This window comes from Streptococcus halitosis (assembly GCF_027691175.1).
GTDB lineage: Bacteria > Bacillota > Bacilli > Lactobacillales > Streptococcaceae > Streptococcus > Streptococcus halitosis_A.
Genome location: NZ_JAQFBD010000001.1, coordinates 88,466 through 114,726, shown reverse-complemented (window position 1 = coordinate 114,726; position 26,261 = coordinate 88,466). Strand labels below are relative to the sequence as shown.

The 26,261-nt window shown below is 42.5% G+C and carries 15 protein-coding genes; 3 read left to right on the top strand and 12 right to left on the bottom strand.

What is annotated here, in order from left to right; genetic code table 11:
* Positions 1–32: 32 nt before the first annotated feature.
* The 5 genes from PG086_RS00510 to PG086_RS00490 all read right to left on the bottom strand — a co-directional run bounded on the left by PG086_RS00510 (position 33) and on the right by PG086_RS00490 (position 5,667).
* Positions 33–722 carry a CPBP family intramembrane glutamic endopeptidase gene (locus PG086_RS00510; RefSeq protein WP_270747160.1) on the bottom strand — a complete coding sequence of 230 codons (690 nt, stop codon included), beginning with the start codon at positions 720–722 and terminating at the stop codon, positions 33–35.
* Positions 723–882: 160 nt separating this feature from the next.
* A complete protein-coding gene (locus tag PG086_RS00505; protein WP_270747158.1) occupies positions 883–2,367 on the bottom strand; it encodes an ABC transporter substrate-binding protein in 1,485 nt (494 codons plus the stop codon).
* A gap of 108 nt (positions 2,368–2,475) precedes the next feature.
* Positions 2,476–3,399 (bottom strand): carbohydrate ABC transporter permease, encoded by a 924-nt coding sequence (locus PG086_RS00500; RefSeq protein ID WP_000818344.1) that lies wholly within the window; start codon positions 3,397–3,399, stop codon positions 2,476–2,478.
* Between the two features lie 13 nt (positions 3,400–3,412).
* The gene (locus tag PG086_RS00495) at positions 3,413–4,342 is read right to left on the bottom strand and encodes an ABC transporter permease (RefSeq protein WP_000714584.1); all 930 of its coding nucleotides are present in this window, start codon (positions 4,340–4,342) and stop codon (positions 3,413–3,415) included.
* Between the two features lie 209 nt (positions 4,343–4,551).
* The gene (locus PG086_RS00490; protein WP_270747155.1) at positions 4,552–5,667 is read right to left on the bottom strand and encodes a DUF4767 domain-containing protein; all 1,116 of its coding nucleotides are present in this window, start codon (positions 5,665–5,667) and stop codon (positions 4,552–4,554) included.
* Positions 5,668–6,009: 342 nt separating this feature from the next.
* Here PG086_RS00490 and PG086_RS00485 point away from each other — a divergent pair, with 342 nt between their 5' ends.
* Together PG086_RS00485 and PG086_RS00480 are read left to right on the top strand one after the other, a co-directional pair.
* The gene (locus PG086_RS00485) at positions 6,010–6,294 is read left to right on the top strand and encodes a hypothetical protein (RefSeq protein ID WP_270747154.1); all 285 of its coding nucleotides are present in this window, start codon (positions 6,010–6,012) and stop codon (positions 6,292–6,294) included.
* A gap of 114 nt (positions 6,295–6,408) precedes the next feature.
* Complete coding sequence (locus PG086_RS00480) at positions 6,409–6,537, top strand: hypothetical protein (protein WP_270747153.1); 129 nt, start codon at positions 6,409–6,411, stop codon at positions 6,535–6,537.
* Positions 6,538–6,925: 388 nt separating this feature from the next.
* On the opposite strand, the gene PG086_RS00475 is transcribed toward PG086_RS00480, so the two are convergent.
* The 5 genes from PG086_RS00475 to PG086_RS00455 all read right to left on the bottom strand — a co-directional run bounded on the left by PG086_RS00475 (position 6,926) and on the right by PG086_RS00455 (position 20,248).
* Positions 6,926–12,928, bottom strand: a complete 6,003-nt coding sequence (locus PG086_RS00475) for a mucin-binding protein (RefSeq protein WP_270747152.1) — start codon at positions 12,926–12,928, stop codon at positions 6,926–6,928.
* A gap of 309 nt (positions 12,929–13,237) precedes the next feature.
* The gene (locus PG086_RS00470) at positions 13,238–15,118 is read right to left on the bottom strand and encodes a beta-N-acetylhexosaminidase (RefSeq protein ID WP_270747149.1); all 1,881 of its coding nucleotides are present in this window, start codon (positions 15,116–15,118) and stop codon (positions 13,238–13,240) included.
* Positions 15,112–15,981, bottom strand: coding sequence for an ROK family protein (locus tag PG086_RS00465; RefSeq protein WP_270747148.1), 870 nt, complete (start codon positions 15,979–15,981; stop codon positions 15,112–15,114). The genes PG086_RS00470 and PG086_RS00465 overlap by 7 nt, the downstream gene beginning before the upstream one ends.
* Positions 15,982–16,080: 99 nt before the next feature.
* Positions 16,081–18,726 carry an alpha-mannosidase gene (locus PG086_RS00460; protein WP_270747147.1) on the bottom strand — a complete coding sequence of 882 codons (2,646 nt, stop codon included), beginning with the start codon at positions 18,724–18,726 and terminating at the stop codon, positions 16,081–16,083.
* A gap of 241 nt (positions 18,727–18,967) precedes the next feature.
* A complete protein-coding gene (locus PG086_RS00455) occupies positions 18,968–20,248 on the bottom strand; it encodes a glycoside hydrolase family 125 protein (protein ID WP_270747146.1) in 1,281 nt (426 codons plus the stop codon).
* Between the two features lie 170 nt (positions 20,249–20,418).
* On the opposite strand from PG086_RS00455, the gene PG086_RS00450 reads away from it, so the two are divergent.
* Positions 20,419–22,506 (top strand): GH92 family glycosyl hydrolase, encoded by a 2,088-nt coding sequence (locus tag PG086_RS00450; protein ID WP_270747145.1) that lies wholly within the window; start codon positions 20,419–20,421, stop codon positions 22,504–22,506.
* Between the two features lie 36 nt (positions 22,507–22,542).
* Here the strand turns inward: PG086_RS00450 and PG086_RS00445 are convergent, their stop codons facing one another.
* Both PG086_RS00445 and adcA read right to left on the bottom strand, forming a co-directional pair.
* Positions 22,543–24,222: an alpha-L-fucosidase gene (locus PG086_RS00445; RefSeq protein WP_270748233.1), complete on the bottom strand. Its 1,680-nt coding sequence runs from the start codon at positions 24,220–24,222 to the stop codon at positions 22,543–22,545.
* A 524-nt stretch (positions 24,223–24,746) separates the two neighbouring features.
* Positions 24,747–26,252: a zinc ABC transporter substrate-binding lipoprotein AdcA gene (gene adcA, locus PG086_RS00440; RefSeq protein WP_270747143.1), complete on the bottom strand. Its 1,506-nt coding sequence runs from the start codon at positions 26,250–26,252 to the stop codon at positions 24,747–24,749.
* Positions 26,253–26,261 lie beyond the last annotated feature (9 nt).

Here is a 26,261-nt window from a genome sequence, read left to right as displayed (position 1 = left end):
AAACTATAATTCCTAACTCTCCAGCCAGTATTTTACCCAAACACCCTATGTAAAAAAGTCAGCAAAAATGGCAAGGTCGCTACAATATTATTGATCACATGCACCGCATAGGATGGATAAATGCTCTTGGTATAGCGTGTCAAACCAGCAAAAATGATTCCAAATGTTGTAAAAACAAAGATATCTAACAGACTAGGCAGGATTGAAAAATGAGGGAGAGCAAATAAAATAGAAGAAAGGAGCAAATCAAGACCAAATCGCGAATGTTTAAAGAAGGCGTGTTGAAGCAATCCTCTATAGAGCAACTCTTCCATCAGCGGCACTAGAAAGAACAGGGATATGTAGATACCCAATTCGGCAAAATTAGTCTCACTAAAACCAATCAGTAGAGCCCAACCTTCCGCAGTTGACTGAACATATCTAGCTGTATGAATATTAAAAGATATATGAACTACCGCTACTAGGACTGTCAGGATTGAATACCAGAACCATTTTTTTCTCGGAATGCGAAAGAGATAGCCATGGCCTGTCTTAAGCAGAATCCAAATCATGACTCCGATAAATAGCAAACTCAGGATATTTTGAATCCAGAAGAAATTGCCAATCTGGGAAGAAAATTGCCAATAGTTTTGGACAATAAGCGTCAGCTGAGAAAGGCCAAATACGAAAAATAGGTAAGAGAAGACAGCACTCATTTTGAAAAGAAGGCGATATTTTTTCATAATAAATCCCCTATAGATGTATGTGTATCACATCGCATAAACCCTCAGAACCACTGTTTTCATTTTTACATCCTAAAAATCACTACCTCCCCTAGAGAACTAAGGAAGGCAGTGATCACATTTTTAGGAATTAGGAATGAATACACGAAATCAATCGAGCTTATGATTTTTTATTTTTCAAGAATTCATCGTATTGTTTTTGCATTTCGTTCAAGACTTTTTCATAGGCACCTTCAGATTTCAATTTTTCCATCAATTCTGGGATTGCTTTATCTGGGTCTACAGTACCAGTGTTGATAGCTGTATCGAATTGTTGCATTGTGTTAGAGATTGCTGAAATTTCAGATTTCACACTGTCAGTGTTAAAGATAAATCCAAGTGCTGGAGATTCTTTAGCTTCTGCCAATTGTTTCTTAGAATCTGCAATTTGTTGGTCTGTAACGTTTTCGTTAATGTAAAGGATCCAGTTGTTACCAGTGTTCCAACCTGACATGTGAGTGTTTCCTTTATATCCATCAAGGACGCGTACACGGTTTTCTTTACCTTCAACTTTTTCCCAGTTCTTACCTTCTGGACCGTAAACAAGACCGTTCAAGAGTTCTGGGTTTGTGTTCAAGAGATTCAACACTTCCATTGATTTTTCTTTGTTCTTAGAGTTGTTTGAAATGACAAAGTTAGCAACTTGTGTTGTTTGGTTTTTCTTGATAAAGTTAGTGATTGGTTTGATTTGGATGTCTTTGTTAGCAACACGTGAAAGCAAGCTGTTACCGTAGTCAGCTGGTCCTACTGTTTCTTCACGAACGAACCAAGTATCTTGTTGAAGGTCAAATGAAGTGTCGCTTGTTGCTACGTCTTTTGGAATGTATCCTTCTTCATAGAATTTGTGAAGAGTCTTCAAGTGTTCTTTGAAACGAGGTACTTCGTAACGGTTTACAATCTTAGTAGTATCCCCTTCAAGGTCGATAACGAATGGAAGTCCATTTGGTACTGGGTAGTCAAAGTTATCGGATGGGATAAAGTTCTTCGTAACCGCAAATGGTACTACGTCTGGAGCTTTTTCTTTGATTTGTTTCAAGACTGGTTCAAGTGTTTCGTATGAAGTGACACCTGAAATATCGATGCCATATTTCTCAAGAAGAGCGCCGTTGAAGGCAAAGTTTTGAGATGATGCAACGTTAGCTGCAACTGGTACTGCATAGATCTTACCGTTTACAGTGTTCCCTTTGATGTAAGCTGGGTCAAGTGCTTTGTAAAGCTCTGCTCCTTCTTTCTTGTACAAATCAGTCAAGTCAGCATAAGCACCTTTTTGAGCATTTACGACATAGTTAGATGCAAATGCGATATCATAATTTTCACCAGATGATGTGATAACAGACATTTTCTTATCATAGTCACCCCATCCGAGGTATTGGATATCCAATTTAGCACCGACTTTTTCTTCGATGATTTTGTTTGCATTTTCTAGCAATTCATCCAAGTTGTCTGGTTTGTCACCGATTTGGTACATTTTGATTACAGGTTTTTCACCTGAAGTAGTATCTGCAGCTTTTTTGTTGTTACCTGTAAGGTTTCCACAAGCAGCAAGACCAGCAGCCAAAGCGACTACGCTAGCAGATGCAAAAGCATATTTTTTCCAGTTTTTCATGATAAAAACTCCTTTTTTTATTTTTAAACTTATAAACGATTTAATGATTTGTAACTTCAGTCACTAAGATGAAGTTGGGAAGGGAGAAACGGTGTTTCTCAACAAGTGCTATTCTTTCACACCACCGATCGTCAACCCTTTAACAAAGTAGCGTTGGAAGAATGGATACAGAATCGCGATTGGAAGGGTTGCAACAACAACCATGGCCATACGACCTGTTTCTTTTGGTAGAGCAACTCCCAGTTGGCCAGATAGGCCGACTGCTTTTGCAATGTAGTCCATATTTTGTTGGATTTGCATAAGCAAATATTGCAATGGATACAAGTTGTCACTCTTGATGTAAAGAAGGGCGTTGAACCAGTCGTTCCAGAAACCAAGAGCTGTCAAAAGCGTGATGGTTGCGATACCTGGAAGTGACAAGGGCAAACAAATCTGGAAGAAGATCCGAGCTTCACTGGCACCATCGATACGAGCAGATTCGAGAATGGCTTCTGGAATGGTCTTCTTGAAGAAGGAACGCATCAAGATGATGTTGAATGGTGAGAGAAGCATTGGAACAATCAAGGCCCAAACGGTATCACCCAGTTGAAGCAGGCGAGTGACCACAATATAGCCTGGTACCAAACCAGCATTGAACAACATACTAAGAAGAGCGAAGATCGTAAAGAATCTGCGATACTTAAAGGTTGTCCGTGAGATGGCGTAGGCATAAGTAGTTGTAATGAAGACGTTGGTCACTGTTCCGACTACGGTTACAAAAACTGAGATAAAGAGCGCTTGGAGGATCTTATCTTTAAACTGAGCTAGGAACTGGAATCCATCTACACCAAACTTCGAAGGGAAAAAGCTATATCCATACTGGAGGATGCTCTTTTCATCTGTCACCGAAATGATGATAACGAAGATAAAGGGCAAGATACAAGAAAGAGCGATCAAACCAGAGATAATACTAAAGAAGATATCTGCTTTCTTACTGAAGGAGTGAATGCCGACATTATCGATTTTTTCTTTTTTAATTTTCTTTTCTGCCATATTCTCCTCCTTTCTAGAACAAAGCTGAGTTTGGATCGACTCGTCTTGCAAGCAAATTTGATAGGATAACCAGAATCAAACCGACAACGGATTGGTAAAGACCGGCTGCTGAAGCCATACCGATATCTGCTGTCTGAGTCAAACCATTAAAGACATATACGTCCAAAACGTTGGTTACATTGTAAAGCTGACCAGCATTGTGTGGGATTTGATAGAAGAGACCAAAGTCTGCACGGAAGATATTTCCGACTGCAAGGATGGTCAATACAGTTACAAGTGGAGTCAACTGAGGAATAGTTACGTTGCGAATACGTTGCCACTTGCTAGCCCCGTCCACTGTTGCTGCTTCGTAGTAGGTTGGGTCAATTCCCATGATCGTCGCATAGTACATGACACTGCTATATCCAAAGCCTTTCCAAATACCTAGGAAAAGGAGAAGGTATGGCCAAATGCCTAAGTCAGCGTAGAAGTTGACTTCCTTCATGCCAATGGATGTTAGGAAATGGTTGAAGACCCCTTTGTCAATGTTTAGGAAGGCATCTGTAAAGAAACTGATGATAACCCATGACAGGAAGTAAGGGAACAACATAGACGTTTGGAAAATCTTAACCATTCTCTTAGAGCGGAGCTCGCTGAGGATGATGGCAATCCCTACTGATACAATCAAACCGATAAAGATAAAGCCGAGATTGTAGAGAACGGTATTACGAGTGATGATAAAGGCATCTTTTGAACTAAACAAGAATCTGAAATTATCTAACCCGACCCATTTACTATTCACAATACTATCTATGAAACCATTACTGGTCATATGGTAGTCTTTAAAGGCGACCACATTCCCAAATACTGGAATGTAAAAGAATAGAATCAACCAGAGTGCCCCTGGTAAAACCATCAAGAGAAAGATCCAGTTATCTCTCAAGGTCTTTGAAAACTTTTTCATAATTTCCTCCCTTTTTATTCCTAAAAACTGATTTCATCGAATTTTTAGGTTTGATAACGATTACATTATTAGTATACTCCTATTTGAAGGCTAGGTTAAACTACTAATTATAGAAAAAACTCCACAAATTATTTTTTGTGGAGAAGTTTTTTATAAGAAATAGGTTTCACGAGAAACACTCTGCATACGATAAATGTATTCCCTCTTTACTAATTGAAAACTTGTTCTAATATTGGGTGATGAAACTCGACAAAATGAACCTGGGCATTTATGATAGCCCCTGATTCATTTTTATCAATCTCTGGTCTTCCTTCGGTGTGTAAAAGAGCAGGATTACCATCCTTATAGCCAAAGAGAATCACCTCTGTCTCTGCTTCATTCACATAGCAAGCTAGGATTTCAAACCGCCCAGAACCTGAACCTGCACTATACCCATACCATTTAAAAGTATAATTCACCCCATCTACTTGTCCAAATTGCATTATCTGGTCTGGCACTGCTAGTCCATAGTAGTGACCATATGTTGCTAAGTTAGTTGACTTAAATCTTTCACCTTTACTATCCGAATAGGATTCCATGGTTGTTTTTATCTTGTCTATTAAAGAACTATTATCTGTATCTGGCTCGCTCTCTGTGGTTACACTTGTTTTTAATAGAAATTCCTTAAAACGTTGCGCTAAGTCTGTATTCTCAGTCTCTTCAAAATTTGCAGTAGGGATAGTTTCCAGTGTCTTATCGGTATGCAAGACCTGTGCTTGCCCATCCTTCAGTGTAAATAGGTAGAAATGTTTGTCCTGATTGTCATAGTAGGCATCCAAAACCAAGTAATCATAGGCATTGTCACTCGATACTCCAAAAACATTCCATTTGACACTTTTCTGAGAGACAGTTGTTGCTTCTAATTTTTTGATGAGATCATTCTTTTCATCAAAGTTTCTATGCTCTAGTCTATGATAGGACTGCCCCATAGAAGAAGCCCAACTTGCAAACTCTTCTTCCCACTTTTCGGTGTTGTATTGGATTAGCTTCTGAAAATCTGAGTAGTTCTTCATAATCAAGGCTTGATCAGTCGGATTAGATAACTGGAGTTCTTCCATGGCTGCAACTGTAGCAGCCATAGGTGACTGAACACTTGTATCCTTGGATTCTTTTTCGTGCGAAAGAGCCTTTTGATAGGAATCTGCTAAATAGTGAAAATAGTTGGTTGTTTCCTTGGTTTGTTGCTCCCTTGGTATTGACGGACTAGTTACGCCATCCTCTGTCGCTCTGTGGCAGGCAGATAAGACTAGCATACTAGCACCTAGGACCAGTAGTAACTTTTTCATGGTCATACCTCCAAACTATCTCTGTAGCCTCATTATACCACTTCCAAGCCTTTTTTTCTATTGTATCCCTTGCTCTCAAAGATAGATCCGAAAAGAATAGGGATAATAGTCAGTTCAAAATATCTTATATAGACGGCTTAGAGATAGTTTCAAGAACAGCTACTCCGTCTCTCTTAAACAATAATATCTTGATTGACTTTTGCTTTATTTAGTGTTACTTTCAATATGAAATGGGTATTCTGGAGACTGTAGGTAAAGAAACTGTTCTTATAAGCTCCAATACATCTATTCCTTTGATTCGTCTGACATAGTAACGTCTGAATATCAAAATGATGGAGGGAGTTGAAACAAATGAGAACCGTAATCGTTTCATTTATCATATTGCCAATCCTGACTGGAGAAATTCTATTACAGACCTTTCTCTCCAAAAAAGAAAGCAAGTGGCTTGGTTTAATCCTGCCGGGCATAACTTTTGCCTTTTCTTTATTGATGGTCTTTTCTCTTGCCCATACTAACAGCATGACCTGGTGGGAGATTTTCTGTCTGATTTCCTTAACTTTTTTGCTTGCAAATATCCCTACCTTTATTCTTTTGGCAATTTACTTCGCATGTCGAAAAAATCCTTAAAACAATGATTATACAGGATTTTGGGCAGGAGACTGAACACGAACAATTTATTAAGACAGCATTTTTTCCTCTCATAACAGTCATAGTTTTTTATGCCCTGTGCTATTATGAGGATTGAGTGGAATTACAGGTGATGAGATGGGCTACAGCCTGCTTTATTTTTACCTTTTGGCTCCTAGTGTCGAATTGTCATGTGGCTTTTCTGCTGGTAAAAAAGGAGGTATCAATGGTTCTTCCCATTAACAGGGATTTTTAACTGGTTTATTCCATTTTTCCTGTTTGGTGGACGGTTCATTACAGCAGAATGAATTTCACTCACACTTATTGCAGCAGTTACAGCTATTCTCGATCTTTTAGCGGAGGCCTTTTCAGTAAAAAATACCGAATTAGTGCAAGATTTAAAATAAAAAGGAGGCGGCATCACTAAATGATGCCGCCTCCTTTCTGTTTTAGCGAACAGACTCTGTATTTTCTTTGCCTAAGTCTCATTCTGTAAAACAAGGAAAAAGCCCCACAAGTCAACCAACTAAGGTTGCTTGCGGAGCTTTTCCCACTAGATCATCCATCTTTAAGCCATGTATAGTATTTCTTCAATGAATGACTGGACTGTTTATACTTTATAAAAAGTTTATTAATCCTCTTTTTTCTGACGTCCTGCCAAACCAAGAACTGATAGAAGCAAACCTAGACCTGTCAGCGTTACAAGGCTTGAACCAACTTGAGATTCACCTGTTCGTGGAAGAACTGATGCTGAAGTAGCTGGTGAAGCTGGATGTCCTGAGGTGAGCGGTGTCATTGGAGGAGTTGGTTTGACTGGAGTTGATGGAGTTACTGGAGGTTCTGGCTTAACTGGAGTATCCGGAGTATTAGGAACTTCTGGAGTTACTGGTACCGCAGTATAATGAACATCTTTGACAATGTTTTCTTGAGTAACCACTTCTGATGGAACAGTCGCAATATCTACTGTGTAACCTGGAATCACTGGTGATGGGACTGCGTCATAGTTTGCCTTGTCGCTTGTCCAATCCGTCGTGATCACAACAGAGCCAGTTACCTTGTCTGTCGTTACGGTACGTGTCCAAGTCGCTGTTTGCACCTTGTCTGCTGGGATTTGACCACCGGCACCGTGGTAGCGAACTGTCATGCTTACTTGTTTGGTTTCCTCAACTGAAACCGTTTTGTGTTTCAAGCGAATCACCACGTTTTGGTCTACGCTGCTGTCGGTGTCAAACTGAGCTGGCAATTCATCCTTAGCAGCCACTTCGTACCCCTGTGCCAAGTAGCCTGCAATCACAGTGTCGTATTTCGTTTTCGCAGCAGCTGGAAGAACCGTACCTGATTCACCGGTTGTCAATTCAACTTGGTTTTCCAGAGTCTGACCGGTTGTCTCATCTACAACTGTGTAAGTAACCTTTTGGGTTTGAGCTGTATTCTGAGCAGTATAATGAACATCTTTAACAATGTTTTCTTGAGTAACCACTTCTGATGGAACAGTCGCAACATCCACAGTGTAACCTGGAATCACTGGCGATGGGACAGCATCGTAGTTTGCCTTGTCGCTTGTCCAATCCGTCGTGCTCACAACAGAGCCAGTTACCTTGTCTGTCGTTACGGTACGTGTCCAAGTCGCTGTTTGTACCTTATCTGCTGGAGTTTGACCACCGGCACCATGGTAGCGAACTGTCATAGTCACTGCTTTATTTTCTTGGCTAGAGCTTGTACCATGTTTCACATGAACTACTACATTTTGATCGTGGTTACTGTCAAGGTCAAACTTGGCTGGAAGCTGGTCTTTCGAAACCAATTCATAACCTTGGGCTAGGTAAGCGTCCACGATTGAATCATACTTCGCTTCTGTACCATTTGGAAGAGGTGTATCAGAGTTCCCAATTGTAAGCTCTTGCTTATCTTCCAAAATAGTATTAGTTGTATCATCAATGATTGTATAGGTTACTTTTTGCTTATCTGCCTTGTATTTAACCGTAACCTTGATGTCAGCCTGATCAGCAGTTACGTTTTCTGCGTCAACTTTAGCCTTATCTGGCGTGTAGCCATCAACAGTTGGAGAAACTACCTCTGGGAAGGTTCCGACCGACGGAGTCCAAGCACCTGGTGTAGTAACCTTCGTCACTTCATCTGTTTTCATCTCTCTAGAGAAAATCAAGGTCGTTTTCTTCTCTGGAGCAGCTGGTGTGTTATCTTCTTCGTAGACGTAGTTAATCGTTTGCGTTACAGTATTGGTTTCTGTAGAAGTTGACACTTTATGTTTCACGTGAACCACTACATTTTGGTCATAGTTACTATCAAGGTCAAACTTAGCTGGGAGCTGGTCTTTCGAAACCAATTCATAACCTTGGGCTAGGTAAGCATCCACGATTGAATTATACTTAGCTTCTGTGTCATTTGGAAGAGGTGTATCAGAGTTCCCAATTGTAAGCTCTTGCTTATCTTCCAGTGTGGTATTGGTTGTATCATCAATGATGGTATAGGTTACTTTTTGCTTGTCTGCCTTGTATTTAACCGTAACAGTGATATCTTCCTGATTAGCAGTTACATTTTCCGCGTCAACTTTAGCCTTATCTGGGGTGTAACCATCCACAACTGGAGAAATTACCTCTGGGAAGGTTCCGACCGACGGAGTCCAAGCACCTGGTGTAGTAACCTTCGTCACTTCATCTGTTTTCATCTCTCTAGAGAAAGTCAAGGTCGTTTTCTTCTCTGGAGCTGCTGGTGTATTGTCATCCTCGTAGAGGTAGTTAATCGTTTGCGTTACAGTCTTGGTTTCTGTAGAAGTTGATACTTTGTGTTTCAAGCGAATGACTACATTTTGATCCACACTGCTGTCTGTGTCAAATTGACCTGGCAGAGCATCCTTAGAAGCCACTTCGTAACCTTGTGCCAAGTAGTTGGCAACTACGGTGTCGTATTTCGTTTGAGCTGCGGCTGGAAGAGCTGCACCTGACTCACCTGTTGTCAATTCAACTTGATTTTCTAAAGTCTGGCCGGTTATCTCATCTACAACTGTGTAAGTAACTTTTTGCGTTTGGATTGTGTAATATACATCCTTAACAATGTTTTCTTGAGTAACGGCTTCAGACGGAACTGTCTCGACATCTACGCTATAGCCTGGAATCACTGGCGATGGGACTGCATCATAGTTGGCTTTATCGCTTGTCCAAGCTGTGGCAGAAACTTCTGTGCCTGTGATTTTATCTTTTGTTACTGTACGAGTCCAAGTCGCTGTTTGCACCTTGTCTTCTGGTGTCTGGTCACCGGCACCGTGGTAACGAACAGTCAAGTTTACATCCTTGCTTTCTTGGATATCAGTGGTACCATGCTTCAAGTGAACAACTACATTTTGATCGTGGCTACTGTCAAGGTCAAACTTAGCTGGAAGCTGGTCTTTCGAAACCAATTCATAACCTTGAGCTAGATAAGCATTCACCATTAAATCGTATTTTTCTCGGGCACTGTCTGGAAGAGGAGTATCAGAGCCTCCGCTGGTAAGTACTTCCTTATCTTTCAGCGTTTTTTGGGCAGTGTCGTCAATGATGGTATAGGTTACTTTTTGCTTATCTGCTTTATAGGTAACCGTTTCTTCAATATCTGCGCTATCTCCCGTAATCTGTTCAACGGCTGCTACAGTTGCCTTATCTGGTGTATAACCATCAATCTTTGGAGAAACTACCTCTGGGAAGGTTCCGGTAGACAGGATCCAAGGACCCTTATAGACAATCTTATTAGTCACCAGATCCTTGTTGTTAATCCGATAGAACTTCAAAGTCTGAACCTTCGTATCCGCTGCCTGTGTGTTATCTTCATAAACATACTTGATGGTCTCTGTGACTGTCTTTGTTTCTAGAACTGCAGCTCCCTTATGACGTAGATGAACTTTAAAGGTTTGAAGAGTTTCATTATAGGTTACACCCGTTGCTGGATAATTGTCTGAAACAAGTTCATAATTTTTATCGGTATATTTCTTAATAGTGGCAGCTGTTTGATAAGGGTCAGTCTGACCATAAAGTCCATTCAAATCCTTCGTTTCAAGCGTTTCTCCTGTTGTGTCATCAATGTAAGTGACCTTTGCACTAGCTGGATTAGCTTTGTAAACGACTGTCTTTTCGATATTGGCACTGTTAGCCGTAATATTGTCAACTGCTGGAACCTCCGCTAAGTCTGGAGTGTAGCCTTTGATTGCTGGTGATGTTACGGCTGCAAAACTTGTTCCATTTTCCGCCGTCCAATCACCAGTTGTAACATTTGTAACAAGGTCAGTTGTTGCTGTTCTGGTGAATTTTAAGCTACTAGTATGGTCTGGAGCTGCTGGTGCACCACCCTCGTATGTATAATGGATAGTTTCCTTAACCGTCTTTTCTTCTGCTACTGACGTCTTTTTGTGTTTCAAATGAACTTCAAAGGTTTGAAGATTTTCATTATAGGTTACACCATTTGTTGGATAATTGTCTGAAACAAGTTCATAATTTTGATCGGTATACGTCTTAATGGTTTCAGCTGTTCGATAAGGATCAGTCTGCCCATAAAAACCATTCAAATCCTTCGTTTCAAGAACTTTTCCTCCGTTAGTATCATCGTCAATATACGTAACTTTGGCACTAGATTTTTTGGCTGAATAGACATAATAAAATTCTTGGTCGTTGCTAGTAAATGGAATTTGTTTAGTAGTCTTTAACTGTGTACCATACGACGCGATTGCCGTATCAGCTGTTACAAGTGTATAGCCTGTAATTGTTTTTGGATTAGCGTTATAATCAGGGGTTGGAGTGGCAGTTCCTCCTGCTGGATAACCATATTTATAGTCCTGAGTTTCAATTTCCTTGCCGTTTGTATCGACATAGTGTATTGTGATCTTCTTCTGACCCACAGCACGCGCAACGGATGGGGTTGTTGTGGCAGAAATCGTTTCTTCTTTAAGCTTAGTTACATTACCATTGTCATCAACGTTATAACTATAACTTCTTGACTCATTCGTTATAGTATTCTTAATTGAGGAATCTGCAAAAGTAATCCGAGTTGAATGACCTGTACCTTGAATAACATTAGCATTTTTTAAAATACTACTAACTTTTCTGTTAACCTCTTCTGTTCTATTAATTTCTTGATACTGATCGCCCATTTGAGCATAGTCGTCAGTTGGCCAAATATCATGATAGGTAGTAGCACCATTTCCTGTCATTTTTCCTAAATTAATAGCAACTGTGTAGGTCCCATCTCCATTATCAATAACAACCGAAGAGTTTTTACCCGCTTGTTTTAATGCTTTAAGAATAGTATCATTTGTTGAATTTGCAGGTAGATTTATTAACTTATTATCTGGATCTGAATTGATGCTAATAGAAGTTGAAGTATCTCCTTTAACAAGATATTTTCCATCCTCACTAATTGCTAAAGTAGAAGTATATCTTTTAAGGTCTGGTTTGATACTAACAATTTTTGACCCATTACCTGGTTTTATACGATGGACAGAAATGATATCACCATTTGGAATTCCTGTTTGTCCAGGGTTGATACCATCGCTTGACAATAAATTATTATAATAATTTGCATCCCCAGTTGAAGTGCCTATTTTTATTGAATTTGCTCTATCGCTACTTGCACTATTATAAACAGCAAAAGGCGCCTGTGCTTTCTCAAATGTTCTTGGTGTTGGTTTAAAAGTAAACTTATTGCCATTTATTTCTAAAATAATATTTTCATAACTTGATTTTGCTGTAAATTTCCCAATAGTCGCTGCTTTTTGAGTGACCGATACCGTCTTTTCAGTATTTTGAGGCATATCTTGGAAACTTTGGTCTAATGTAATTTCATAGGCCAGATTATTTGGATCTGAGTGCACAAATTTAATTGTTCCGACACCCTCGATACGCTCTGATGTTCCAGAACCAAGATTTGCATAGTAAGCACCGTAGGCATTATTTTCCAATTTGACTGGAATACGGAGAACATCACCTTTTTTCAGCGTCCCATCTTGTGTGATTTTAAAGTCCATTTGAACCTTGTCAAAGGGAACTTCTTGAGCAGGCAAAGGTTTTGTATCACCTGAACGCATAACAGTTCCATCTTTAGTCGTAACCGTTACTGAAAAATTCGAGATTTGAGTTGGGTTTTGTTGCAAACTTCTGCGCGTACGTACCGGAGCAGTCGAACGAGGAGTAGCTGCTGTTTGCCCATCAGTAGACTTTTCAGCCGGCTTAGACTCAACAGGTGCTGGAATTTCTTTTGCGACTGCTGTCGAGTTTGAAGGAGCTACGGATTTTTTGTCTGCTCCTTCCACTTTAGGTGCAGTTTTTGAAACTGACACTTCCTTTTCTGCTTGTTCAACAGTTGGTGCTGGACTAGTAGCTTTTTCTGTTTCCTTAACTTCTGTGGCTGAAGATACTTTCTCTGACTCCACCACTACTGATTGATCACTATTATTTTCTGATTTCACATCAGTTGTCGAGCTAGTCTCTACTAGACTGCTCAGATTGTTGTTTTCATCTGCTTGTACAGTTGGTGTGCCAAGCGCTACTCCATATATCGCCAAGCTAGCGATTGCAATCGAAACAAGTCCAACATTTTTCTTTCGTAGAGAAAATTTTTCATGTCTTCCCTTGTAAATTTTAAAACTTTTCACTTTCTATATTCCTTTCTAAGTTTGACATATGACTATTTTATTAGAGATGAACTTTTACAACCTCTACGCATAGAAAACCTCTATTCCACATTATACATTTTGACTTCTGATAATTCAACTGATGCAGTTAAAATCTACCCACCTAATTTAATAAAAATCTTGATTCATATAGCTTTTAAGCACATGTATTGCTGAATATGTTATTCTATCAAATATCCCCCACTTCCTATATTTTATCTATTTTTGAATATTATATTTAAGCAAAAACATCTTCTTTTTATACAGAAGATGTTTGTCAATATTCTACTCCTAAGTCGTATAAATCGTCGAAGCTGTCGCAATGGTGTGCCACTGATTGGCTGTAGTTGCTGCGAAGTCCCTGTCTGCGTAGAAGTCAGTAAATGGTAAGATTTCCACTTCTAACTCGTCGATGCGGTCAATCTGTCCTGCCAGATAAGCCTCGATGCGGCTTTCTGCGCGTTTGATGCGTTGCAAGAGTCCACCCATACGGATATCGACCGTATCCAAGCCAAAGACCTTGTTTTCTTTCAACCATTGGTGGCTAAAGAGGCCATGGAAGTGTTCAATCTCGCTTCTGAGTTTTGGTAATTCTTGTCTTGCGATTTCTCTCAGACTTTCTTTATCGTTTACTTGGTAGGCCTGACGAATGCGTCGTCCCACATCCACTTTACTGCTTAAAATCTGGTTCAACTGGGCCTGAGTTTCAAAGAGATAAGCATAATTTCCTGCTTTTTCTTTAATCTCAGAAAGCGTCTCAGCTGCCTGAGCGAAGTGTGGTTTGTCCTGTTCAGGTGTCACGTGCCTGTCAAGAATCGGACAAAGAACATCCTGATAAAAGACATAGCGGTTGGGATTGATACCACTGAGATTATCTGGCAGGTCTGGCAAGAGGTTAGCTAGGTCAATCTGCATGAAGTCCTCAACTGATAGACCTGTATTGGTCTTGAAGTGAGCAGACAAACGGTCTAGGTCATTGCGGTAGCTGAGCTCTGCCCAGATTTGCAGACTTGGTAGGATAGAGAACTGAGCAGTTTCTCCACCATTGTCCCCCCAACCCGTCACGATAACTTCTTTTATCTGATTGGCACGACAGGCCTTGTTGGCCTCCATAGCGATGAGACGGCTGAAATGGTTGTTGGGCGTAAACCCAATCCACTTCCAAGCCCCACCTGCAAAGGCAAGGTCATGACTAATCTTGTGATGGTTGCGGAAATTGCGATTGTATTTTTCCTCGCTGTCTTGATAATAATCCCAGTAAACCAAGGTTACACGGTCTTTTAGACGGTCTAGATAGACACGAGTTTCCTCTGGAATCTCCACGTCACGGTCGTACTGGCCATCCGCTGACATGAGTTTAAAGAACATATCACTCCACATCTGACAGTGGAAACCATACTTGTCTGCAATATCCAGTACACGCTCCAAGTGTTGGCACATAAGGAGACTACGGTCCACAACGCCGTTCAAGATAAGGTAGCGTCCCAAGCCAACCAAGTGAGCCTCGTCCATCCCGATATTGACCTTGCGAGTTTGTAGTTTAGATAGCGTCGCAAACATACCGTCAATCAAATCGTAGACTTTTTCTTCGCCAATGAGGAGAATGTCTTCTACATCGCGGAGTTCTTGCACTTCTTTGACACCCCATTTGACAAAGGCTGATAAGTGAGCCAAGGTCTGGATGCATGGGACAAAGGTCATATCGAACTGTTGAGCATAGGCTTCGATTTCCTGTAACTCTTCAGCTGAATAAGCCCCACGGAAGTAACCAAAGTAAGGTTTCCCCTCAATCTGGTAGGTGTCTTCCATATAGAGCTCTAAGGTTGAATAGCCCATGAGAGCCAAGACCTCAATCATCTGTTTGGCAGAAGCGACATTGAGCACCGCATTGCGCGAACAGTCCGCCATGTAGGCCAAATCTTCGTAAGCAGCCTTCTCTTCAATCTCTACTTTGTCAGCTTCTGCTAGAGCTGTTGCCAATAAGGACAAGGCGCGGTAAAGTTGGTGAGGTTTGCGATAGGTTAGTTGATAGTGTCCACCTTCACCCTTGAGAGAGATCGAGGCTTGGTCAGACTGAACGACTGCCACTTCCACATCTGGTAAAGAGATACGCTTTGTCAGCAAGTCGATTGCCTGAGTTTGTTTGGGACTAAGTCCTGTAAATCTTACCATTGGTTTTCCTCCTGTAGCCAGTTGACAAGGGCACCGTAGAGATTGGCATCTGCGTGATAGGTGCATGCCTGGATAACTGGTGCGACCGTGTATTCTTCGTAGGTTTCGACAAATTCATCGACAGCTTTTTTGACACCTTGGATAAAGTCTGGGTTCTGACTGATGGAGCCTCCCAGACTAATGACATCTGGGTCGATGAGATACTGGATATTGAGCAAACCTTGCGCCAGATTACGGTTCATGCGCAAAATAGCTTCTTGACAAAGAGCATTGCCAGCTGCAGCCTCTTGGTAAATCTTGCGACCGTCCCAGTCAGTCTGACAAGATTTTTCAATCACGTAGCGCACCATATTTCCAGTTGACGCTAGTTGCGACCAGTTGTTGAGTTTTTCAGCAGGTGCAATGGTTGTCATGTAGCCAAACTCTCCACCTAAGCCGTGGCGACCTCGGTGAAGTTTGCCATTGATAATCATGGCTCCGCCAATTCCTGTCCCAATCACGACACAGGCTGCATTTTCAATCTCTGGGTGAGCAAGCAGTTCACTAAGTCCAACACAGTTGGCATCATTTTCTAGATGGACAGGTAGCTGATGATGAGCAAGAGTCTCATACCAAGAAAAGCCATGGATGTAAGGTACGGCACTAATTCCCTCAATCACACCAGTTTCTTGATTGACCGCGCCTGGAACGCTCATGGCAATCCCACTATAATCTTGCTCTGACAAGCGTTGGTCTATCCAAGTCAGTAAATCCTCCAAACTTTCTGGCGTTGGAGTACTTGTCTTATCTAGTATTTTTCCATCGGAAGTTAGACTAGCAAATTTTATACCGGTCCCTCCGATATCAATGGTTGCAATGGTCATTGTTCTTTACCGTAAAAAGGGGCGAATCAGCAGTTAGTCCTTACTCTTTCGCCCCTCCTTTCTATCTCATAGTATTAGTTATCAAACACTTTAAAACTGTTAAATGTCTTCTTTTTTGATCAATTCTGTACGAATTTCTTGTGGTGCTAAGAGTCCTGAATGAACGGGATATGGTCGCTCAAGTAAGTCAAGAATGGTTTGTTGGTGTTCTGATATGCGAACATTTTCTTGACTCATATTGTAGTAACGGAGGACATATCCTTCTTCATTTTCCGCCACTTTAAAGGCTGTTGGGCAAACTTGTGGTAAGCTGAGTGCCGCATGACTCAAGAGGCTACCAGTCGCAGCAACACTTCCTTCTTGTTTAGCAACTTGAAGACTAGTGAATGGTGTTTGGAAGGCTTTGGCACGACGGAAGGCTGAGAAGCGTTCCCCTGCTTGGTGGCATTCGAGAGCAAACTCGACTTCAAACTCACGCAAGCACTGAGCCTCTGGTGTCGGGAAGTAACCCCAGTCACCTAGCTCACCTGAGGCACGAAGAATGGTCACTGCAATGGTATCGTCTCCAAGGATTTCATACTCGTGCAATCCTTTATTAGCCACTGTCACCCCTTTTTCATCGTCATACAGACTGACAAAGGCTTGTTGGTGTTGTGGATTTTCAGGATTTTCCCAAGAAGCAGCTGGTTTGTTTGGTCGTGTTACTACCTCATAGATGCTTTCAGAGTCATTACTTGGACGCGTGTTATGAGTCTTAACCAAGAGACGGATACGGTGGTCCTTGGCAGTATTGATAAAGCGAGTCTTGAAACGAATTTGTGGATTATCAACAAAGACGGTCATCACTGTTTCCAGAGGAAGGGTTGTCAATTCTTCTGAGCGCCCAGCTTCACGCGTCATAAACTCGATGATGCCCCTCTGTTCCGCATCCAGTTTTTCATCTGCACTTACTGGAATTGTCAATTCATGCTGGAGCAAGATCTTGGCAAAACGAGCTGTATTTTCCAAGACCTCATAGCCTTTCAGCTCGGCGTAGATAGGTTCTGTTCCTTTTGGTTGGAAATAGATGTACTCGTTTCCGATGTCACCACGGTCTTCAAAGCGAACAACATCCTCATACGCTTCATGAGTTGTCTTGTCGTAGACTGTGATATTGTCATCCACACTGACCGTTACAAATGGCGTATCAATCACTCCATTTTGGTAAATACCGTCACGGTGTTCTTGTTCTCCCTCAAGCAATTGGAAGGTTGTCCAAGAAAGTGGTGCCAGATGAACAGGTACTGTCACGCGCACTTGACGAGCGATACGAGCCTGGCGGAACTTGTCTTTTGGCAAATCATACTCAAAATTAGCTCCTAGATCTTCGATTTTCGCTTCTACAGCATGCCCTTCCAAGTCTTCGACACGGTAGCTTGGCAAGGTCAAGGTTGCCATTTTCTTGTAGCCTTCTGTTGGGTGCAATTCTTTGAAATCACAAGTCGCTACATCAATCACGGTGCTGACTGTATCAACCTTGTCATGCAAGCCTGTGTTGATGACGGTAAATAGATGGTCGCTTTGCGCTTCGTGGGTTGCGATTTTGCCCTTCCATTCGTTGAGAAGGTTGGTCTTAACAAAGTTTCCGACTTGGTTGACCTTTGCAAAACGTGTCTCCATCTCACGGTGAACCTCGTCCACACTACAGCCACAGATACTGTCATGGGGCGCATTTTGTAGAAGGACTTTCCAAGCATAGGTCAACTGGTCCTTATGGTTGTGCCCACCAGTGATGACAGTCAATGGCTCCACCACTTGTTCTAGGAGGTTGCTATTTTCTTGGAAGGCTTGTTTGAGGTAAATGCGTGATGAAGAAGTGTTGGCAAGTGTGTACCAGCCATCTGTTTCCTGACTGGTCAACTCACCTGTAACCGTTGATAACTGCTCTGGTAGGGCACTTTCTACTGCATGGACATAGTCATCAAAGGAACTATGCACAAAAGTCACATCTGGGAAGAGTTCATTGGCTACACGAATAGCTTCGCTCAGATTTCGCTGTACAGGCTGGTGGTCACAGCCGTTCATCATCAACCATTGGTTGGTTGAAGCGTAGTCACGCACGTCTGACAGTTTTTGTTTCCAAAAGGCCAGGGCTTCATCCTTATCAACTGGGATTTCATTCCCATTACTATACCAGTTGGCAAAGAGGATACCGAGAACGCGACTTCCGTCCGCACCCTGCCAGTACATTTCTGAAAACTGGGAAGTAAACTGCTCATCTTCGAGAACTTGGTTGTCAAATCCAATCGGCTTGACACCACGGCCAAAGGCTGCCACGTGAATGCCTGATTTTTGAAGGATTTGAGGCGCTTGTCCCATATTTCCAAAGGTATCTGGGAAGTAACCAATCTGGGTTGATTTGCCCCATTTTGCACATTCTGCTTGACCAATCAAGGTGTTGCGGACGTTGGCTTCACTTGAAATCAAGTAATCATCCTGCAAGATGTAAAAAGGACCAATTTTGAGTTTGCCTTCGTCGATGTAACCTTGGACTTTGTCGCGATTTTCAGGGCGAATTTCCAAATAGTCATCAAGGACAATGGTTTGGCCATCCAAGTGGAAACTCTTGAACTCAGGGTCATTTTCAAAAAGGTCAAAAAGATTATCAAATAATTCCACCAACTGCATACGGTGGCTTTCAAAAGGTAAGTACCACTCACGATCCCAGTGACTATGTGAGATAATATGTACAACAACATTTTCCATGAAGTAAAACCTCATTCTAACTTAAATTTTAACGTTTTAAATGTAAAGGTGTGATTCTGACACGAATCGGTGAAACTAAAGCGCGCTCCTTATACTCATTGAAAATCAAAGAGCAAACTAGGAAGCTAGCCGCAGTCTGCTCAAAGCACTGCTTTGAGGTTGTGGATAGAACTGATGAAGTCAGTAACCATACCTACGGCAAGGCGAAGCTGACGTGGTTTGAAGAGATTTTCGAAGAGTATTAGCGAATATCCAGATAATCCAAGACCAACTCACAGAACATCATGTTGGCCCAGGAGAACCATTCACGAGAGTAGAGAGTTGGGTCGTCCACGTGGAAGCTTTCGTGCATAACACCTGTGCCACCATCGCAAGCAACCAGCTGATCCAGCAAGAATTTTTTCTCTGCCTTATCTCTTGTTGTCAAGCCTTGGATAGAAAGGGCAATGGGCCAGATATAGCGATAGAAGGTATGAGAACTTCCGAGACCGCTAGCGTATTCTCCTTGGTAGAAGTATGGATTTTCAGGGCTTAGAATGGTACGGCGTGTGGCTTGATACACTTCGTCTTCAATGTCGCAATAGCCCAGATAAGGCGCAGCCAGCAGACTCGGTACATTTGGATCATCCATGATGCTAGCATTTCCTAGGCCATCCACTTCAAAGGCGTAAATCTTTTCACCCTTGCTGTTAGTTGTGTAAGCGTAATTTTCGATGCCTTCTTGGATTTCAGCTTGCAGGCGTTTAGCATCTGCCACGATGTTTTGGCTATCAGCTAGATCCAGTTCTGCAAAGATTTTTTGCACATAACCCAAGACAACTACAGCAAACATATTGGACGGAATCAAATAGCTATACTGACAGCAGTCATCACTTGGACGGAAGGCTGACCAAGTCATACCAGTCACTGCAAAATCAGGTCCAAAGCCATCATTTACTAAGGTGTCTTCCTTGCGGTCCGTATCCCTAACAAAACGATAAGGAGAGTTCTTGTGGTCTTGTTCCACTGTCCAGAGATGAAGAATTTCCTTGGTCGCTGTGACAAAAGTCTCATCAAACTGACTAGTCTCGCCAGTCTCTTTCCAGAGGAGATAAGCCAACTGCAAAGGATAACAAAGCGAGTCCACCTCATACTTGCGTTCCCAAATCCAACCATTAAGGTCGGTATGGTCAGTCTCGTGGTGGCCCTTCCAGTTCTCCTCAATGTTAAAGGAGTTAGCATAAGGATCCTTGAGCACCAAGGTCATCTGACGCTTAACCAAACCTGCAATGGTCTGACGCAGGAGGACATCTCTTTTAGCCACATGGAGGTAGGGTCGTAGCTGGGCTGTCGAATCCCGAAGCCACATGGCAGGAATATCCCCAGTCAAGACAAAAGTTGAGCCATCTTCTAAGATTTCAACCGTATTGTCCAAGGTATCTGTATAGCAACGCTCGAAGACATCCACCCACTCGGGATGGTCCTTAGCCCGCTCCACTACTTCGTTCAGCCATTCTCTAACAATTTCTTTCGAATAAATCATCGTGCAGTTTCCTCTTTCAAACAAGTTTCATGTTCAGTATATAGTTTTTGAGACAGAAAATACATACACAAATGATAGTCATTTTTCTACAAAATTGCTTACTTTCGAACCCCATATCTAAAGGTCTCATTTTTCTGATATAATGTAGAAAAACAGCTAAAGGAAATACCATGAAACCACTACTTGAAACCATCGATACCCGCTTTGGTACTGTTAGCAAGCATGCCTTCTCTCGGGGAAATACCCTGCCCTACACGGGCGTCCCTTTCGGGATGAATTATTTTGTGCCCCAGACCAGCGATCAGGATGGAGCTTGGTTTTTCGATCCGCATCTGCCCATTTTTCAGGGGATTCGCTTAACCCATCAGCCCAGCCCTTGGATTGGGGACTACTCATGGCTCCTTCTGACACCTGTCACCGGCCAGCTTGGGGGAGATAGCCTCTTTCACCGCCAGTCTTCTTATGATATAGATAAAGCTTGCTTCCAGCCTCACTATTTGAAACTCTTTTCTCTGCGCTATCAGATTGAAATCCAGCTCACACCGACTTGCTATGGTGCTTCTATTCGTTTGGAGCAAAAGCAAGGCAAAGCCCTCTCCCTCTATCTTCACGCAGCAGATGAACTGACAGTCAAGCAAGTAGATAAGCGAACTCTTTCCCTACGACAAGAAGGCAAAACTGAGACTACCAAAAATCCTCTGATACTGTTTACTGCTCTACAAATGAATACGGATATTCTTGCTGTCAGCCAAGAAGACGGGGACTGGCGAATTGACTTAGCAAACAGCTATGCTGAGATCCAACTAGCAACTTCTTTCATATCGCCTTCTCAAGCTCTGGTTAATCTACCTCAAGAAGATTTTGACAGCTGTAAAGCTAGTGCCCAAGCAGACTGGGAAAATCTTCTCCACCGTTTTGACGTTATCGAGACAGGAGAGGCTGACCGAACCTTCTTTGACCACTGCCTTTACAGACTCTTCCTCTTCCCACAGACATTTTATGAAGTGAACGAATCAGGGCAAGCCATCCACATGGATCTGGCTACTGGTACTGTCAAGCCAGGCGTCCTCTTTAGCAACAATGGTTTCTGGGATACCTTCCGGACTACATTTCCCCTCTTTGCCCTTATCATACCGGAACACTATCGTCTCTTTTTAGAAGGCTTTCTCAATAGCTACCGCGATACTGGATTCCTTCCAAAATGGCTAGCTCCAGACGAACGGGGTATGATGCCTGGTACCCTTTTAGATGGCATTATCGCAGACAGCGCCTGCAAGGACATGGCCCCCGACCTAGAAAAAGAACTCCTTCAAGCCATGCTTGAAACAGCCACTAAGTCCGACCCTCTCGGCATCAATGGCCGCCACGGACTAGCCCAATACCAAGAACTGGGCTACCTCTCTACCGACCACCACGAAAGCGTCAGCCACACCCTAGACTACGCCTATAGTGACTTTTGTATCGCCAACTGTGCCGAAAAGCTTGGTCAGAATGACATCGCGGAAACTTATAGAACTGCGTCTCAAAATTACCGTCATCTATTTGATGCTGAAACAGGCTACATGCGTGCGCGAGATAGTCAAGGAAACTTCCGCCCTGACTTTTCTCCCTATAGTTGGGGACGAGACTACGCTGAATGCTCTGCCATTCAAGCGACTTTAGGCGTCTTACATGACATCCCAGGTTTGCGTCAACTCATGGGCGGAAAAGAAGCATTTAGCCACTATCTTTTGAAATCCTGTCAGGACGCTCCTCTCTTTGAAACCACCGGCTATGGTTACGAAATTCATGAAATGAGCGAGATGGCAACAGCTCCCTTTGGACAACTCGCCATCTCTAACCAGCCTAGCTTCCACATTCCATATCTCTTTCGCTATAGCAACTATCCAGACTACACTGCCCTTCTCATCAAGAGCCTACGTCAGAAGGCCTTTCACCCAAGCTGGCAAGCCTATCCTGGCGATGAGGACAATGGCAGTCTCTCGGCTTGGTACATCTGGTCAGCTCTTGGTTTTTATCCGACCTGTCCAGGCAAGCCCAGCTATGATCTCGGAATCCCTCTCTTTGACCACCTCCGTATCTACCTGACTAAGGAAAATAAATGGCTGGATATCCATGCCGAGCAAAACCACAGCCATTTCAACTTTGTCAAAGAATGCCGATTGGACAAGACCATAGTATCTAGCATTCAACATCAAGACCTCTTGAAAGCTGAGCAACTAACCTTTACACTTAGCTGGTTGCCAAATCACTCCTAACCAAAAGAACCTTTGCATCGCGCAAAGGTTCTTCTTTTATGAAACTTGGACCTGAAGCTGGTCAACCAGCTGCCCATCTACCGTCAGATTCAGATAAAAGTCCAAGGTTTTATCTCCTGCAAAATACAAGGTTGGTAGCGTTAGCTTTTTTTCAGTCTCGCCAACTTGAAACGCAAGGACTTGAATCTCGTCCCGATAAGCGACACCATGCACACCCGTCCCTGGTTGAATCGAAATCTTAGCTTCTAAAGGACTGCTAGATTCTGTGCGCTTCACTGTAAAATGGACATTTTCTCCCTTGATCACAGCCAGACTTTTTTCTGAGAACTCTAGTTGCTGAACAGTTTCTTTTTTCGACAAGGTAGGTGTTTTATAGAGTGAAATCTTGGTCAACAAAGGCAAAGCCTGTGCCTCTGTAATGGTCACGCGTATCTTCTGCGCCTCAACGACTGATCCTCGTAAGAGACGTTTGTAGCCAACAGTATAACCAGAGCCAAACTCCTGCCAAACGCCATCCAACTCTACCTGAACATGAAAAGCGGCGATGCGTTGCCCCAACTTCAAATCTTCTCTTAACTCAATCACATCAAAAGTTTTAAGTGCCCCTAAATCGAGCTCTAATTGGATTGGCAACTCTGCATCACTTGCCCAAGAACTAGCCTCCAGCCCATCTGTCAGATGATGACAGGCATAGTCTGGTGATAGAGCAGGGCCAGATACCTTGGCTCCCAAAGCCAAATCTTCTTTATAGAGCTCGTCACGATAGGCAGCAAATTCATAGAGACGCTGGATATCCTTTTCGTCAAAGAGTCCATCTTGGTTTGGCGGAATATTGAGTAAAAGAGGTGTACCCCGCCCTACCGAGTGAAAGTAGATTTCGACCAACTCCTCGAGAGACTTGGGGTCCTGATCCTCATGGTAAAACCAGCCCGGCCGAAGAGAAACATCTGCCTCACCGATTGAAAATAGCGTCCCAGAGGGGTCTCCATGCTGTAGATAATCTAATTCCGCTTCTGTTCCTAACTTGTCTGGCTTGACTTTTTGCCACAAGGGATCCCCTGCATAGCCTCGTTCATTTCCAATCCAGCGAATACTAGTTCCCTCAGTTGAGAAAACCAAACAATCGCCCTGCAAGTCACGAATGGTTTCAAACCAAGTCTCAAACTCATAGTTGACCTTCTGGGCCCCTTCCCCTCGAGCACCATCCATCCACACCTCAGCAAACTTCCCATCATTGCCATAAGCAGGATTTGACAAGATTTCCTTCAATTGAGCCAGATAATAGGCATTGTAGTCTGCTTCTCGGTCCACATGATAGAGGGGACTATGGGCATCCCAAGGAGACAAATACACTCCCATATCCATGTCAAACTCAGTCGCAACTTGGGAAACCTCAAGGAGCAAGTCCCTCTTTCCATCCCTCCAAGGGCTAGCCTTGACCGAATAATCTGTATGGGCTGTCGGATAGAGGACAAAACCATCGTGGTGCTTCACCACCAAAATCAGCTTTTTAAAACCTGTTTCTTTGAGTACCCGAACCCATTCACGCGCATCCAACTTGGTCGGGTTAAAACGCTTGGGATCCTCTTGCCCACTTCCCCATTCTTGGTCATAAAAGGTATTGGGGCCAAAATGGATAAAGGCAGCTAGTTCATCCTCTAAATAAGCTAACTGAGCCTGACTTGGTAATGGCTCATGTGGTTTTATTTTCGTCATCATCTCAAATCTCTTTTTCTTGTTCACAAAGTTATCCACAACTTGTGGATAAGAAAGCATACCTAAAAACTAATTTCTTCAGACTCCAGCTCTTAGACTTTGGACCTGTAAATCTAAACAGACCTTTGTCAAATAGCTCTGTACTAGGGTTTCTGCTAGCTCTCTAGCAAGTCACTAATATACGGAACTATTATCAGGATACTTCAACACCCTGAGTTGTATGTCATTTCCCCCTAGACTTATCCACAGACTGTGAATAAACTAGTGTTCCAGACTGTTCTCTCTTTGACTATAACAAAAAGCGATAGCAGCGTCAATATGACTAAGCTTCCTTCCTAAATCCCCTGAAAAGATTCTATAATTTGTACAATCGTAACTTTTGCATTCGTCAGCTAGTGAGAAGCAGCCAATAGATAATGACTTCTTTATCACATTGTGAACAGTACATCTGTGATACTATAATACCTAACAACCTAACCGTTTCTAGCAAAAAATCCCGCAGATTTGCGGGATCTTCTCTTGCATCAATGCGCCAACATTTCTTGGGCGATTTCTTGGCCAGATAGGTTATCTGGGTAGTAGGTTGGCCAGTTATCCATCTCTTCAAAGAGGGCTTCTTGGCTAGTACCTCCAAAGAAGATATGGAAATGTTCTGCCTTAACTGGGGCGATATTGTGGTCACTAAACTGAACGTACTTGAACTGTCCAGCGTCTGCATCTGTCGCTTCAAAGAGGAAGCGCACACCACGATTACCTTTCTTATACGTCAAGATTTTCTTGCCGACATACTTATACGTAAATTTCTTACTTTGTCCACCTTGAACAAATTCCATAGTGTTGTCCGTAATGTTGATTTTAGTCACATCTGTCTGATAGCCTTTTCTATAGTAGGCCTTGTACTCATCCTTGGTCATCTTGCCAGTCAACTTAGCCTTGTAGTCAAAGACTTGATCAAAGGTTCCATCCTCAAGGAAAGGATAAACTGACTGCCAGTTGCCAGCATAGTCACTCAAGGTACGGTCTTTGACATCTGCATCCTCAAAGTAACCATTGTGAACTGTCTTGGTATTTTCTTCCTTTTCTGGCTCAATTTCTGGCCCTTCTTGGTCTGTTGTTTGTTTCAAAGCCTTGAGGTTTTTCTCCATGATAGAGATGTAATTTTCTCCCGCCTTGGTGGCCTCTTCTGTCAGACTTTCTAAAGGATTGAGGACATCTAGTTTGACACCTGTTTCTTTTGAAAGTGTATTGGCGAGGGCTTGTGAGGCATTTTCTTCAAAGTAGATATAAGAAATCTTGTTTTTCTTGATATACTCTGTCAATTCTGCCAAACGTGCTGCTGATGGTTCTGCATCTGGTGAGAGACCTGAGATGGATACTTGCTTGAGACCGTAGTCCAAGGCAAGGTAGTTAAAGGCAGCGTGCTGGGTCACAAAGCTCTTTTGTTTAGCTTGAGACAAGCCATCTGTGTAGGCCTTGTCCAAGGCTTGCAATTTTTCGATATAGGCAGCCGCATTCTTCTCAAAAGTCTCTTTTTTATCAGGATAATCTGCTGACAAGCTGTCACGGATATGCTCTACTAGTTTAATGGCGCGTGCTGGTGAAAGCCAAACATGAGGATCGTAGTCGTGATGGTGACCCTCACCGCCATGATCATGCCCTTCCTCTTCTTCCTCACCACCTGGCAAGAGGAGCATATCACCTGTTGCCTTGATGGTTTTCACTTTTTTCTTATCCAAGGATTCTAACAATTTTGGAACCCATGTTTCCATGTTTTCATTTTCATAGACAAAGGTATCTGCATCTTGGATTTTGGCAACTGCCTTGGCAGACGGTTCATACTCATGGGGTTCTGTACCAGCACCGATTAGAAGCTCTACATTAGCAGTATCTCCTGCGACTTGTTTGGTAAATTCGTAGACAGGGTAAAAGGTTGTCACGATATTTAGCTTCCCATCTGCCTGTTTTTGATTGGAACAAGCCACTAAAAACAGAGCACATAGACTAGCCAGTAGTAAGCTAATTTTTTTCATTTCATTCTC